The organism is Pseudobdellovibrio exovorus JSS (genome assembly GCF_000348725.1).
Classification (GTDB): domain Bacteria; phylum Bdellovibrionota; class Bdellovibrionia; order Bdellovibrionales; family Bdellovibrionaceae; genus Pseudobdellovibrio; species Pseudobdellovibrio exovorus.
Genome location: NC_020813.1, coordinates 1,150,560 through 1,163,499, shown reverse-complemented (window position 1 = coordinate 1,163,499; position 12,940 = coordinate 1,150,560). Strand labels below are relative to the sequence as shown.

Below are 12,940 nucleotides of genomic sequence, written 5' to 3'. Positions count from 1 at the left end.
AAACGAGACGATAAATAACAAGGTCAGTTGTTCCTATGAATAAAAAAAGCCCTTTAGAACCAGAACTGAATACAGTTGCAGTCAATGGCGTTACATTCCGTCATCAGGATATTTATAATGTTATTGATGATTTTTATAATCGCATACAGCAGGACTCTATCCTGTCAGTTTCTTTTCGTTCTGTGCACGACTGGCCTGAACATATAGAGCGACTCACCCACTTCTGGTGGATCCGCTTTGGTGGACACCCTTACCTATCGACAGAGTATAACCCTGTGACAAAGCATTTTTTCGCTGGATTTAATCACAATTTATTAGAAAGATGGCTCGGCCTCTTTCATCAGACTTTAGACGATCGCCTCACCTTACAGCAAAGCCATCTTTGGAAGCTCATTTCCGAACGTATCGGAAATAGCTTATCCATTAAAAATGAAATGTATTTAAGACAATATAGTAAAAAATAAATTCCGCTGACTGAACTAATTGACCGATGATGGTCTATGATTTTTATGACGATGAGTAATCAGGCCATGTGATGGATCATACGGGGAAAGTCCCACATCGACCATGTCGCCTACGACAACTTTAATATTGAATTTTTTCATTTTCCCGCACAGGCGCGCAGATACAGCAACTCCGTTATCAAGGGTGATGTGATAAACACCACCCCCGGACAAGTCACGTACCTTACCTGTAAAGGTAACTAGGTCTTCTTTAGCCATGACGAGCTTTAAACCTAGTAACGATTTCTAGAAAAACCGCCGCCACCGCCTCTAGAACCACCACGTGATTCCATAGGTTTAGCAACACTTACGTTCATTGAACGTTCGAACTGTTGAGTGCCATTCAAGTTTTCGATAGCTTTTAAGCCATCTGCTTCTTCTGTCATTTCAACGAATGCAAAACCTTTGCTACGACCTGTGTCGCGGTCAGTGATGATACGAACAGACTCAACTGCTCCGTATTGAGAGAACAACGCGTTTAAAGCGCCTTCGTCTACGTTATAAGATAAATTTCCAATGTATAATTTTTTACTCATATTTCCTCCTTAGGATATGATGGTACTAAAGAAGAAAGAGCCCTACGCAATTTAATCGAAAGAAACCGTTGGAAAGGCCACTTTACAGGAAACTGACCCACTTACCAAATTAATAATTTTTTATTTTTTAAAATCAAGACTCTTTCATCAGTATAATAACTCTAACCCATTAAGATTGTTCTGCTATTCTTAATTATATGAACCCTACTTAATTTACATGGTTTATATAGAGTTCCAAATACAACAGAGGATAATCACGCTAGTGCAGAATTTGCACCCCTACCATATTGTATGACTCATTGATCTCGGTCTGTGTAGCTGGCCTTACTGATAAGGCCTCAATTTCAAAGACTAAGTCCTGTCCCGCTAAAGGATGATTTTCATCTAAGGTCACCATGTGGTGATACAACTCAATCACTTTATAAATTCTTGAACGCCCACTTTTACCCACAATTGTAACGGATGTGCCTACTCGAATATCCTGCGGAAGATACTTCCTTGGGTAAAGGATAACTTTTTTAGGGTCATAGAAACCATAGGCATCCTGTGCAGATAACGAAATCCTTCTTTTTTCACCTTTCGTTAAATTTTGTAGGCCTTTTGCTAGCCCTAGCAACATGACGTTTTCATCATCAACAACGTTTAAGACTTCTCTATTATACGTAGAACTTAAAACTTTTCCGGCAATATTTTTTAAAAGACAGTTAAATGAAATAATTTGTGGTTGCATTTTCTACCTATCTAACAAAAAAACCGACCTACAAAGGCCGGTTTTTTATAATTCTTAAGATTAAATAAAAGAACTAGTATGAACGACCCGAATCATTTCGGGGAACCATTGGCTTAGCCTCTGATATATTGATAGCACGACCATCCACATCCGTCCCATTGAAACGACTGATAATGGTATCTGCTTCAGAGTCATTTGACATCTCGACAAAGCCAAAACCCTTGCTGCGACCTGAATTACGATCGATGATAACTTTTACTGAGCTGACAGTGCCACACTCAGAAAATTTTTCTGTTAAAGATTCATCCGTTGCTGAATACGGCAAATTACCGACGTATAGTTTTTTACTCATTTATACCTCCTAAAGGCTGAGTGCTATTAAGAGGTATTGAACAGAATGCGCAAAGTCTCGAAGGTCGCTTTATAACTTAATAGGCACACTATCATGGATTTCAAATATCACCTAAGGATATCTTTTCAAGAAGAGGATATAAACCGCCACCATTCCAAAAACAATTACATTTTAACACCATATACACCACCAACGATTTGAGCAGCAATGTAGACGATCAATTATATATTATCTGATAATTATATTATAATTATTTAATAAATAATGTATATTACACAGATCTATGAGATCTAAGAAAAAAAGCGATGATATTAACAAACACTATCCCCTTTTAGGCTTCAGGGTTACCAAAGCAGATAAAGCTGCATTCAGCAAAAATTTTACAGAGCTGATTGATAAACTGCAGAGTCAACCAGAATACAAATTTGTAAATCTCAAGAAAAATGCCGTCTTTCTAAGAGCGCTTGAATTAGGTATCGAACAAATCAAAAGAAAGAAATCCCTTGGATAATAAACAATCTAAAAAACCTGTCGTACTTGTTACGGGTTGCGGCTCCGGAATTGGATTAGCCCTAGCAGAAGAACTCTACAAAAGAACTGAGTACAGAGTTGTCATTACAGCTCGCGCCTCCTCATTAAAAATGCTCCACACTAAATTTATTGAAAGTGATCGCTTTTTAATACGGCTGTTAGATGTCATTGAGGAAGGAAACCGCACTTCGCTTATTAAAGAAATAGTTACACTTTGGGGAGGCGTTAATATCCTCATCAATAACGCTGGAGTCAGCTATCGCGCTGTCGTCGAGCACATGAGCGCCTCTGAAGAGCAGCACCAGTTTGCAACCAACTATTTTGGTCCTGTTGGTCTTATTAAATCCGTTCTTCCGCATATGCGCCAGATGGGCTGGGGAAAAATTATTAATGTCTCATCAGTCAGCGGCATGTTAGCTATGCCAACTATGGGAGCATATAGCGCTTCAAAATACGCTTTTGAAGGACTCAGCGAAGCTCTTTGGTATGAAGTCAAACCCTTAGGCATCAACGTTAGTCTTATACAACCGGGCTTTGTTCATTCACAGTCCTTTTTAAAAGTGAAGTACTCTATACAATCCGAACCTAATGACGACACCGAAGCTCTCTATGCAGACTACTATAAAAATATGACCCCTTTTATAGAAAGACTGATGAAACTGAGCCTAACGTCGCCCCAAGATGTCGCTCTCCGAATTTTGAAAGTTATGAAAAGAAAGAATCCACCGCTTTGGATCCCAGCCACTTTAGACGCGATGTTTTTTTATTATGTACGACGATTCGTGCCGCGCTTTATACTTTTACCCTTATTATTTTCAATTTTACCTAATACGAGGAAGTGGGCGAAGAAGTACACCCGTTATAAAAAATAGAACCAGTCTGATAAAAGTTACTTTTCAGAGGTTGTTTCCATATAACGAACGAGGTCCTCCAAGTTTTTACCCATGCCGTCGACTTCGGCTCCTAACTCTTCCGGAGGAAAGCTTGAACGATTCACCCAAAATGTGGGATAACCGAACCATTTTGCTCCTGCAGCATCCCAAGGGGCGAAAGCTACAAATAGCACCTCTTTCTTTTTCACACCAAAATGTTCGATGGCCAGATTATAGGCCTTCGGAGATGGCTTAAAAGCCTTAGCCAAATCTGTACTTAATAATAGTGGACTAAAAAGTTTTTCCAGCTTTGAAGACTTTAGATTGGACTTCAACATCTCTTCAGTAAAGTTTGATAAAAACGTAATCTTATATTTTTTATCTTTCAATTTTTGCAAAGCGTCCATCGCATCTGGCCAAGGCTTCAACTTCAGATATTCGCCCATAATTTGTTGCTTTTGCTTTTCTGTCAGATCTACCTTCACATTTTTGGCTGCGTAAACTAAGGCATCTTCTGTCACTTGATAAAAGTCTTTATACTGCTCACCAGAAGTTCTTAACCACGTATACGAAAACTGCTTCGCCTGCCAGACCTCTACCAGCTTATCTGCTTTTTCTGGGAACAATTCTTGAACCGTTTTGAAAATTGGCCTTGGATCAAAAACAGGAAAGGCATCAAACGCTATGACTTTGATATCATTTTTAGCTTCCACATAAGAAGATCCAAACAGCGCCAAGAAAACTACCATTAAAAACTTCATACGAACCCCTCTTTACTTATAAGTACAAGCCTATTTCTTACCGTACCACGCACTGATCATAAACGATTGAAAAAACTTAGTGGGCGATAGGATGCCACTTTGACGAAGAATGTCTTCGGTTTCGCTGTTTGGCAAAATATTTAAAACAGTGCGCAACTGCTGAGGTAGTCCCGCTAAGGATTCAGGTGTTGCTCCCATTAAAGTTTGCACTTGTTCCCATCCTTTTAACATCAATGGAAACTCTGGAGCATTAAGGTCACAACTGATTTCAGCATTAACTAAATACCCGCCTGACTTCAGTCGACTGACCATATTCTGAAAAAAATCGAGTCTTTCTTCACGCCTCACAAAATGAGCCACTAAAACGCTCAGGACAGCATCAAACTTTTCACCTTTTGGAACGTCTTGCACATATCCACACACCAACTGGCAGCGTTCGGATACACCGGCAATTTGCAGACGTTCCGCGCAGACTTCTAACATCGAAGCTGATGGATCGACTCCCAAAAAAGTCCATTCCGGAAATGCCTTCGCTAACGATAGAATTTCTGCACCTGTACCCACACCGATACACAAAATATGGGATTTAGTCGGCAGATCTTGGATCGCCAGACGAATGAGGAAATGTAAATTCTCCGAAATAGGCGACAACTTGCTGTTACGCTCGTCATAAGCTAACGACAACTCTTTGGTAAAAAAATCTGGAGGAGTGGTGGGTTTATTCATAATGTGGGTCTATACTTTCAATCGATTTTTTTCTATTTTTTCTCTGTGCTGGTTCTGCTCTATGCTGGCAATGTCATAATCAGCGGTTTATCTTTTGTTATGACAATTGTATGTTCATATTGAGCAGTAAAATGATGGGGATTGATCAGTGTCCAACCATCCCCACTATCGACAACATTATGAGCCCCCGTGGACACAAATGGCTCAACTGTAATCACCATGCCCTCTTCTAAAACGCGACGATCTTTTCTGTCGTAATATCCAGGAATTTGATCTGGCTCTTCATGAAGCCAGCGGCCAACACCATGACTGCATAAATTGCGAATCACTGTTAAATTATTTTTTCGAGCTTCATTTTCCATAGCTCTGCCAATTTCATTTAAATTTTGGCCGTGAACTGCCGCCGCAATTCCCTTCCACATGGTAGACATCGCCACATCACAGACCTTTTTTTTGATCGCCGTGATCGGAGGGATAATAAACGATCCTCCTGTGTCAGCAAAATATCCATTCAATTCCGCTGAAACATCGATATTCACTAAGTCCCCTGCTTTTAGTTTTTTTGACTTACTGGGAATACCATGGGCGGCTTCATGATTAACACTGATGCACGTAATTCCGGGGAAATTATAAACCAACTTAGGCGCTGACTTGGCCCCATGAAATTCAAGGAAAACTCGTCCGATTTCATCTAACTCGTAAGTGGTCATCCCCGGCTCTAGCTTTTTAGACATATGATCCAAACAGCGAGCCACGATAGAACCGATCTTCTTCAAATTTTCTAAATCTTCCATAGAATTAATAGACATAAGGATTTCCTTTTTTAAAACTAAGTAGCTTCTATTTTAAATGCTTCCACGCCGTTTTGAAACTCATAATAATTTCAATTCACGCAGGACCTCTTTAAGAGCAAAAGATCCTGTTTATCTCGACTAAGGCTTAGCTTTTTACGATTGTAGAAGCATTTCAGATTCTTCGGGATGACGTGTAAACCATGTGGATACATAGGAGCATGTGGCAATGACTTTGACCTTTTCATCTTTCGCCTGCTGCAAAGCTTTGCGCACCAGTTGATCAGCTATATTTTGCCCCCGCGCTTCCGGTGGCACAAAAACAAAGTGAAGATCATAGGAATTTTGAGAGCCGCGACGATAGCTGATAAAGGCTTCGCCACCTATCGTAGATGTAGAAAATTTTTGTTCGGCTTTATTATTGATGATGTCCATACAGCCTCCTTCAATATTTTATCTAAAAAGGAAAAATTTAGAAAGAGGCAAATAAGAACGGAGCTTATTCACTAAAGGAAGTCCAACTTAGGACATATCCAATGAGGATAAAGCAGAGGTAGAATTTCGGAATCAATCTGACGATTTGACTCGGTTCCGCCTGTATAGATCGGTTTTGGAACGTTCAATTGAGTCGCCCATTGATTGTAGTACTCTTCTTTTTTCGGATGAAATGGAGCAACGGCATTTACCAGAGGAATATTACTCGCTTTGCTTGCAGACAAACAAATGCCGATCAAATCAGAGCGATGGATCAGGTTCACCAAATGTTTCCCTGTCGTAACCTCTTTTTTACGGCTCAGATGAAATACCGGATGGCGCTCGCCACCAATTAAGCCACCAGCTCGAACGATGGTCAGATCTTCGTTAAATTTTTGCCTCAGTAGGAGTTCGACATCCACTAGCCAGCGGGCGGATTCCGTCTGCGGCGCCACCATTGAGGATTCAGTTATTAGTCCTTCACTAGCTCCATAAACAGATGTTGAGCTGATAAATATAATTTTCGCACGCGCCGCTTTGTAAATTTTCTGAACATAAACTTCTGGCGACATCTGAGGAAGTGGCGGAGTATTTAAAAACAAGACATCGCAGAAAGTTTCAGGAAATTGATCGGTCTGAAAATTAAATACGTTGGAACGAGTTCCCCAACTGTTATCCCCCAACTTTTTCAATTTGGTTGCGAGTTCAGAACCTAACCAGCCTAAACCGACAATCCCCCATGTTTTGTTCATTGAAGTGTTCGTATCCATTTGTTGTACAAAGTGATTTGGGATGGAGTGTTTGAAGTGGTGCCCCGGGCCGGACTTGAACCGGCACGCCCGTGTTAACGTAGCCCAGGATTTTAAGTCCTGTGCGTCTACCAGTTTCGCCACCGGGGCACTGCGCGTGAAAAACGAAGTTAGAAGTTAACCTTACCAATATAGGTTTGTCATCATTTTATTTGTTCTGCATAGCCACTATGATTGACAGTCAGGTCTTAAGCATGAATCCTGTTTCACTGTGCTACAAGTGAACAAATTTGATCTTAAGACCATTTTGCAGCCTTCGTTTTTGTTGATTTTTTCAGCAATAACTTTGTCGACCCTTTCGGAACAACTGATCCAACATCAAATTGAATCCATCGTGCGTTCACCTGCTGGTTTAAGTAACACAATTTGGATTTGGGGCGGACTGGCTCTTTTGACAGCTCTATTATTTCCATTACTGATTTCATTGTTCTGTGCCTACACATTAATCCGCCCAGAAAAAAGTATCGGCCAATTTTTGAAAGAAAATCTAGAGCTCACCGCCGTTGAAAGTTTGCGCGCATGGGGAAAGACCTTCCTGTGGAGCTTCGTCTTCTTAATTCCCGGTGTAATTAAATACATCAACTACCTTATGACTCCGTTTGTGGTGATGTTTTCTCAGAAATACAAACAAGGACAAGTGGATGCTCTTGAGTACTCCACTAAAATTTCACGTAATTTTTGGTGGAGCTTAAAGCTTTGGCTCGGGCTTTTTTATTTTATACTTCCCGTTCTGTTTTATGCTGTTTTCAATGAGTACCGCAACTTTTCCCAACATCCGGTTGCGGCTACCCTCGTTACTTTCATTGAGTCCTTGGTAGAATTACTTTTTCATTTTATTATCTTAAAGCTTTTTATTAAATACTTAAACGAGGTGGAAAATGGCGCTCATGTTTAATTGGAGAGATATTAAAAACCGTGATCATGGATTAACATTCGATGACGTCTTGATTACACCAAAAAAATCTGAAGTTAAATCAAGACGTGACCCGTCTTTAAAGTCAAAACTGACTAAGACAAAAACTTTAGAAATGCCAGTTCTGTCTGCCAATATGGACACTATCACTGAAGCCGAAATGGCCATAGCGATGCACCAAATGGGTGGTCTTGGAATTCTTCACCGCTTTATGAATATCGAACAACAAGTCAGTGAAGTAGAACAAGTGAAAGCCGCTGGCGCACAAATTATTTCAGCCAGTATCGGTGTAAATGCAGACTACAAAGAGCGCGCCGCTGCCCTTGTAAAAGCTGGTGTGAATTTATTAACAATTGATATCGCTCATGGACACTCTGTCTTGATGATGGATACTTTAAAATGGTTGAAAGATAGTTTTTCGGGATTAGAAGTGATCGCGGGAAATCTAGCTACTCCAGATGCAGCTGTTGATTTGATCGAAGCTGGTGCCGATGCTATCAAAGTAGGAATTGGCCCGGGTTCTATGTGCACAACTCGTATTATCACGGGCGCAGGCGTTCCTCAGTTGACGGCCATCGCTCTTTGCGCAGAAGCAGCTGAACCTTACGGAGTTCCTGTTATCGCCGATGGAGGTATTCGTACTTCTGGTGATATGGTGAAAGCTTTTGCAGCGGGCGCGAATATCATCATGTTAGGAAGTATGCTTTCTGGAACTATTGAAACACCGGGCGACATCGTCAATGGTAAAAAACAATATCGTGGAATGGCTTCGAAAAAAGCGCAAATTTCTTGGCGCGGTGACATGCCTCAAGGCATGGCTCCAGAAGGAGAATCTACTTTCGTCAATGTTAAAGGTCATGTCACAGATGTGATCCATGAACTTGCTGGCGGTATTCGCTCAGGCATGAGCTATGTAAACGCCATCAGCATCGACGAAATTAAAGATAAAGCTACGTTTATGGAAATGTCTTCTAATGGTATTGCGGAATCGCGCGCACATGGTGTTCGCAACTAACAACTGAAAAGACTGACGAGGATAACTTGGCTCTGAGTTTTACAGAAGATCATGATAACAGACCCATTGGGGTTTTCGATTCGGGAATCGGCGGAATCACAGTTCTACGTGAACTGGTGAAAGCTTTTCCGAATGAAAGTTTTCTGTATCTCGGAGACACGGCTCGCCTACCTTACGGATCTAAATCAGGAGATACCGTTAAACAGTACTCACAACAGAATATGAAATTTCTGGCCTCACGTGACGTGAAGGCCATTGTCGTTGCCTGCAACACAGCTTCAACTCAGATTTCTGAATCTAGCTTTATGGGGCTACCGGTTTATAACGTGATTGACCCGGGCTCTGCTTTAGCTTGCGCGCGCACTGAAAATAAAAAAATTGCGGTGTTGGCAACTCGCGGAACAATCAGCACCGGAGCCTACACTAAAAAAATACAAGCGATTCTTCCCGATGCCGAAGTTCTAACTCAGGCCTGTCCACTTTTTGTTCCTTTAGCTGAAGAAGGTTGGTACGACGACCCACTGACGAACTTAGTGGCTTTCCGCTACTTACAACATCTGAAAGCAGCCGACGTGGACACTGTCGTGATGGGCTGTACACACTACCCACTTTTAAAAAACTCTATTCGTAAAGTTTTCGGTAACCACGTTCATCTTGTCGACTCTGGTGAAGCCATTTCATTATTATTAGCTGAAGACTTCAAAAGTAAAAAAATTGCACCTGCTGAAGAAAATCAGCACAGCACTTTAACCATTGCCCTGACGGATGCCAGTGATCACTTCGAAAACCTGTCGAATGAACTTCTCTGTGCGGTGATGAGCTCTGAAATCCATTTCGAAACAGTTTCCGTCATCTGACTAAAGATTTTACACCCTAATCCCATACTACTTTGAACTGAGCCTCATTTAGTCCGGCCCGTATTCTGCTATATCAGCCCTATAGAATAGAGGCGAACTATGTTTAAAACCTTCAAATCACGACTTGTTTTCTGTTGCAGCTCCGTTTTTTTGCTGTTCGCTTCGTGTGCCCCACAGGGAAATTCACAAAATAAATTTGGGCCAGATCCTATCGTTAACTTTAACGAAGAGGCTAAACCGACCAATATCATCCCACCACCGCAAAACGGAGTGGAATATCAACAACCTCCTGAAGTCCTGACCAATAGCAATGGTGATGAAATCCAATTGAATCGCACTCAATTGACGTCTCCACGTGTGCATTACACATCTAGTGATCGCAAACTTGTGGTGACCGCAAATGTGGCGATCCTTGATGAAAACCGCCAACCCGTTATTGAAAAAAGTATTTCTCTTTCTGGTGTACATTCAACCAATGAAATGTCTTTTCTTTTAAGCGATGAAATTCCATCCACAGATCCAAAATTAAAAATCAAAGGTTTAGCCCACTGTCTCAGCCAAACTCGTAGCCAACAAGTTTCCTGCGAACACGTGATCGTGGATATCGTCGTTTCTTATGACAACAAATTCTACTCAGAACAAATTGAAGTAGATCGCACAAAGCCATCGACTCCGCCTAGCGAGCTCACACCTCCGTCAAACTCTAGTCCTCAACAAAATGGCAATGGCAATACTGTGACTCCTGATGATGATTCCTCTGACACTGACGATAATACAGATGAAGATGAAGACGCAGACCAAAGCGGAATGCAAGATGAAGGTTCAGATGGAGCAGCTCCCGGCCGTTACGAAGGCGGTCTGAACACCACCAATTTACGAGAGATCTTCACCACTCCGGCTCCGTCAACACCAGCACCCTCAACTCCTGCCCCTCCTGCAGAGGCACCACCTCAAACAGCACCACCAAGCGCGCCTCAGGAGACTCCGCCGGCGCCAACTCCTACACCTGTACCACCGGCGACACCGGCACCACAACCAGCTCCGGCTCCTGTGGCACCTGCCCCAACGCCGGCACCTGCTGCTCCTGCAGAGCCACCTGCTCAGCCGAAGGATTCAACTCCAAATACAGGGAACAAACAGAATCGTCCTTTAACACCAGATACGACACAAACACCGCGCGGTGAAGTGCGTCCACGCAACCAAGCTGTGGGATTTCCCAACCGCGGTCGCTTACAAAATGCAACTTCAATGATGACTCGCTCTGAAGCTCTGGCTCGTCAGGCTTATTTCGAAGTAGCAGCACCTAACATGAATAAGCACTTTGCCACTTATGATATGGCCGAAATGATTGTTCGTGCTGGCGCCTTTATGAACTTGAACTACACAAAAAAGGTTTATTTATCACGTGTGTCGGCACGTAGTGGTGGACGCTTACCACCTTCGGCAAGTCATCAAATTGGGAATGATGTGGATTTAGGTTATCCAACCGATACAGCTAATAAGTTTCCTCTGACAGTGAATAATCGCGGGTCCCACCTTGATCGCAACTACTCTGTCGAAAAAACATATAACCTCTTCAAATATCTGTTTTCACAAACAGATATCAAAGTGGATAGAATTTTCATCGATCAAAAAGTTAAAAATGCTCTTTGTGCTCACGCTAAATCAAAAAATGAGCTGAATGGTTCGGATAAGGATTTAGTAAAACGCATGTTCGACAATCTTCAACATGTGCGTGGCCATCGCGACCACTTTCATTTAAGAATTAAATGTTCATCCCACGATCCTGGATGCCGCGGATTTAACTACCGCAAAATCGATAGCTGTAGCTAGTTACAGCTATCACATATTATAGATTATTAAGAATCACTTCTTTGGCCTCATCTCGCAAATTGTAGCGTGAGGCCATCACAGAACCATAGGCACCCACATCACAGATCGCAACAAAGTCCTCTTCATCAAGAGGTGTGAACTCACGGCCTTCTGCAAGGACATCTGTGGATTCACAGATAGGTCCGACAACATCATACGTCTGACTTTTTCCTTCTACTAACTTCAAAGGTAAGATTTCATGATAAGCGCCGTATAGAGCCGGACGCATCAGATGAGTCATGCCCACATCGACTATTAGAAATGTCTTGAGCGGTGTCTCTTTGATAATTTCTACTCGCGACAGCAAGACACCCGAACGGGCCACTAAAAAACGACCGATTTCAAGTAAGTAATGGGCTTCAAACCCTTGCAATTCACGATCAAATAAATCTGCTAATTGTTGCCAACGCTGACGATCCACTTCTGAATCCGCATCCTTATAATCAATACCGATTCCACCGCCCAGATCAAAGCGATCCAGTTCAGGGCACAGAGCTTTGGCCTCCAAATAGTACGGCTTCATCACCGCCAATGCTTTTTCAAAAACACTGACGTTCATAATTTGTGAGCCTAAATGAAAACTTAAAGCTCTTAACTGCAACAGCGGGTTCTGAGATATGAGTTTTACAGCTTCGCGTCCTGATTCAAAATCTAAACCGAACTTTGAATCTTTCAAAGCGGTTGAAATTGATTTATGAGTTTCAGCATCAATTTCGGGATTGATTCTTAATCCTAAACTTACTTTTTTATTTAACTTCTCAGCGATCTTCGCGATTTTTTTAAGTTCTGAGAAACTCTCGACATTGATTTGATAAATATCGCCCTCAATGACCCATTGAAGCTCTTCATTGGATTTACCCACACCTGAAAAAATAATATCCTGTAAACCAAATCCAGCTTCTTGTGCGCGTTTGATTTCTCCGACCGAGACAACATCCACACCACAATTCATCTGCTTCATTAGTTTTAAAATGTCTAAATGAAAGTTGGCCTTCATCGCATAGTGAAGCCGTCCTAATCGTTTCCAACTTTGAATCCAAGATATGCGATCTCGAATCACATTAAGATCATAAACGATCACAGGCTGACGATAGTTTTGAACATAGTCACTGAGGCGCACTGGAGTTTTACCAAAGTGAAGTTGATTATCTTTGTAGTTTAAAAGCTTGCTAGACATTCCCCCTATTTTGCACGAATA

At 41.8% G+C, this 12,940-nt stretch carries 17 protein-coding genes and 1 tRNA gene; 7 read left to right on the top strand and 11 right to left on the bottom strand.

Annotated features, from left to right (window positions below):
• The first annotated feature begins 35 nt into the window (after nt 1–35).
• Nucleotides 36–464 (top strand): group III truncated hemoglobin, encoded by a 429-nt coding sequence (locus A11Q_RS05750; protein ID WP_015469851.1) that lies wholly within the window; start codon nt 36–38, stop codon nt 462–464.
• 15 nt (nt 465–479) lie between these two features.
• Here A11Q_RS05750 and infA read toward each other — a convergent pair whose 3' ends face one another.
• The 4 genes from infA to A11Q_RS05730 form a co-directional block, all read right to left on the bottom strand.
• Nucleotides 480–722 (bottom strand): translation initiation factor IF-1, encoded by a 243-nt coding sequence (gene infA, locus A11Q_RS05745; RefSeq protein WP_015469850.1) that lies wholly within the window; start codon nt 720–722, stop codon nt 480–482.
• Between the two features lie 14 nt (nt 723–736).
• Entirely contained in the window at nt 737–1,039 is a 303-nt protein-coding gene (locus A11Q_RS05740; protein WP_015469849.1) for an RNA recognition motif domain-containing protein, read from the bottom strand.
• A gap of 259 nt (nt 1,040–1,298) precedes the next feature.
• On the bottom strand, nt 1,299–1,769 hold the full coding sequence (locus A11Q_RS05735; RefSeq protein ID WP_015469848.1) for an FKBP-type peptidyl-prolyl cis-trans isomerase: 471 nt from the start codon (nt 1,767–1,769) through the stop codon (nt 1,299–1,301).
• A gap of 73 nt (nt 1,770–1,842) precedes the next feature.
• Nucleotides 1,843–2,121, bottom strand: a complete 279-nt coding sequence (locus A11Q_RS05730) for an RNA recognition motif domain-containing protein (protein ID WP_015469847.1) — start codon at nt 2,119–2,121, stop codon at nt 1,843–1,845.
• Nucleotides 2,122–2,404: 283 nt separating this feature from the next.
• Between A11Q_RS05730 and A11Q_RS05725 the strand changes: the two genes are divergently transcribed.
• Together A11Q_RS05725 and A11Q_RS05720 are read left to right on the top strand one after the other, a co-directional pair.
• Nucleotides 2,405–2,632: a hypothetical protein gene (locus A11Q_RS05725; RefSeq protein WP_015469846.1), complete on the top strand. Its 228-nt coding sequence runs from the start codon at nt 2,405–2,407 to the stop codon at nt 2,630–2,632.
• A complete protein-coding gene (locus tag A11Q_RS05720; RefSeq protein WP_015469845.1) occupies nt 2,625–3,524 on the top strand; it encodes an SDR family NAD(P)-dependent oxidoreductase in 900 nt (299 codons plus the stop codon). Before A11Q_RS05725 ends, A11Q_RS05720 begins: the two co-directional genes overlap by 8 nt.
• Nucleotides 3,525–3,541: 17 nt before the next feature.
• On the opposite strand, the gene A11Q_RS05715 is transcribed toward A11Q_RS05720, so the two are convergent.
• From A11Q_RS05715 to A11Q_RS05690, 6 genes are all read right to left on the bottom strand, one after another.
• Nucleotides 3,542–4,285, bottom strand: a complete 744-nt coding sequence (locus A11Q_RS05715) for a haloacid dehalogenase type II (RefSeq protein WP_015469844.1) — start codon at nt 4,283–4,285, stop codon at nt 3,542–3,544.
• Nucleotides 4,286–4,315: 30 nt separating this feature from the next.
• Nucleotides 4,316–5,011: a class I SAM-dependent methyltransferase gene (locus tag A11Q_RS05710; protein WP_015469843.1), complete on the bottom strand. Its 696-nt coding sequence runs from the start codon at nt 5,009–5,011 to the stop codon at nt 4,316–4,318.
• A gap of 59 nt (nt 5,012–5,070) precedes the next feature.
• Nucleotides 5,071–5,820 carry a type I methionyl aminopeptidase gene (gene map, locus A11Q_RS05705; RefSeq protein ID WP_015469842.1) on the bottom strand — a complete coding sequence of 250 codons (750 nt, stop codon included), beginning with the start codon at nt 5,818–5,820 and terminating at the stop codon, nt 5,071–5,073.
• A gap of 138 nt (nt 5,821–5,958) precedes the next feature.
• Nucleotides 5,959–6,237, bottom strand: a complete 279-nt coding sequence (locus tag A11Q_RS05700; protein WP_015469841.1) for a GNAT family N-acetyltransferase — start codon at nt 6,235–6,237, stop codon at nt 5,959–5,961.
• Nucleotides 6,238–6,308: 71 nt separating this feature from the next.
• Nucleotides 6,309–7,028, bottom strand: a complete 720-nt coding sequence (locus A11Q_RS05695; RefSeq protein WP_015469840.1) for a Rossmann-fold NAD(P)-binding domain-containing protein — start codon at nt 7,026–7,028, stop codon at nt 6,309–6,311.
• A 55-nt stretch (nt 7,029–7,083) separates the two neighbouring features.
• A tRNA-Leu gene (locus A11Q_RS05690) sits at nt 7,084–7,175 on the bottom strand.
• Nucleotides 7,176–7,371: 196 nt separating this feature from the next.
• On the opposite strand from A11Q_RS05690, the gene A11Q_RS05685 reads away from it, so the two are divergent.
• The 4 genes from A11Q_RS05685 to A11Q_RS05670 all read left to right on the top strand — a co-directional run bounded on the left by A11Q_RS05685 (nt 7,372) and on the right by A11Q_RS05670 (nt 11,703).
• Entirely contained in the window at nt 7,372–7,980 is a 609-nt protein-coding gene (locus A11Q_RS05685; protein WP_148284944.1) for a hypothetical protein, read from the top strand.
• Nucleotides 7,973–9,013 carry a guanosine monophosphate reductase gene (locus A11Q_RS05680; protein WP_041575110.1) on the top strand — a complete coding sequence of 347 codons (1,041 nt, stop codon included), beginning with the start codon at nt 7,973–7,975 and terminating at the stop codon, nt 9,011–9,013. Before A11Q_RS05685 ends, A11Q_RS05680 begins: the two co-directional genes overlap by 8 nt.
• Nucleotides 9,014–9,039: 26 nt before the next feature.
• Nucleotides 9,040–9,870: a glutamate racemase gene (gene murI, locus A11Q_RS05675; RefSeq protein ID WP_015469837.1), complete on the top strand. Its 831-nt coding sequence runs from the start codon at nt 9,040–9,042 to the stop codon at nt 9,868–9,870.
• A 99-nt stretch (nt 9,871–9,969) separates the two neighbouring features.
• Entirely contained in the window at nt 9,970–11,703 is a 1,734-nt protein-coding gene (locus A11Q_RS05670; RefSeq protein WP_015469836.1) for a penicillin-insensitive murein endopeptidase, read from the top strand.
• A gap of 16 nt (nt 11,704–11,719) precedes the next feature.
• Here A11Q_RS05670 and lysA read toward each other — a convergent pair whose 3' ends face one another.
• A complete protein-coding gene (lysA, locus tag A11Q_RS05665; protein ID WP_015469835.1) occupies nt 11,720–12,919 on the bottom strand; it encodes a diaminopimelate decarboxylase in 1,200 nt (399 codons plus the stop codon).
• Between the last annotated feature and the right edge of the window lie 21 nt (nt 12,920–12,940).

What these genes read in the sequence shown, in the direction of transcription:
- A11Q_RS05750 (WP_015469851.1), top strand. Translation starts at nt 36, where the DNA reads ATGAATAAAAAAAGCCCTTTAGAACCAGAACTGAATACAGTTGCAGTC.
- infA (WP_015469850.1), bottom strand. Translation starts at nt 722, where the DNA reads ATGGCTAAAGAAGACCTAGTTACCTTTACAGGTAAGGTACGTGACTTG.
- A11Q_RS05740 (WP_015469849.1), bottom strand. Translation starts at nt 1,039, where the DNA reads ATGAGTAAAAAATTATACATTGGAAATTTATCTTATAACGTAGACGAA.
- A11Q_RS05735 (WP_015469848.1), bottom strand. Translation starts at nt 1,769, where the DNA reads ATGCAACCACAAATTATTTCATTTAACTGTCTTTTAAAAAATATTGCC.
- A11Q_RS05730 (WP_015469847.1), bottom strand. Translation starts at nt 2,121, where the DNA reads ATGAGTAAAAAACTATACGTCGGTAATTTGCCGTATTCAGCAACGGAT.
- A11Q_RS05725 (WP_015469846.1), top strand. Translation starts at nt 2,405, where the DNA reads ATGAGATCTAAGAAAAAAAGCGATGATATTAACAAACACTATCCCCTT.
- A11Q_RS05715 (WP_015469844.1), bottom strand. Translation starts at nt 4,285, where the DNA reads ATGAAGTTTTTAATGGTAGTTTTCTTGGCGCTGTTTGGATCTTCTTAT.
- A11Q_RS05710 (WP_015469843.1), bottom strand. Translation starts at nt 5,011, where the DNA reads ATGAATAAACCCACCACTCCTCCAGATTTTTTTACCAAAGAGTTGTCG.
- map (WP_015469842.1), bottom strand. Translation starts at nt 5,820, where the DNA reads ATGTCTATTAATTCTATGGAAGATTTAGAAAATTTGAAGAAGATCGGT.
- A11Q_RS05700 (WP_015469841.1), bottom strand. Translation starts at nt 6,237, where the DNA reads ATGGACATCATCAATAATAAAGCCGAACAAAAATTTTCTACATCTACG.
- A11Q_RS05695 (WP_015469840.1), bottom strand. Translation starts at nt 7,028, where the DNA reads ATGAACAAAACATGGGGGATTGTCGGTTTAGGCTGGTTAGGTTCTGAA.
- A11Q_RS05680 (WP_041575110.1), top strand. Translation starts at nt 7,973, where the DNA reads ATGTTTAATTGGAGAGATATTAAAAACCGTGATCATGGATTAACATTC.
- A11Q_RS05670 (WP_015469836.1), top strand. Translation starts at nt 9,970, where the DNA reads ATGTTTAAAACCTTCAAATCACGACTTGTTTTCTGTTGCAGCTCCGTT.
- lysA (WP_015469835.1), bottom strand. Translation starts at nt 12,919, where the DNA reads ATGTCTAGCAAGCTTTTAAACTACAAAGATAATCAACTTCACTTTGGT.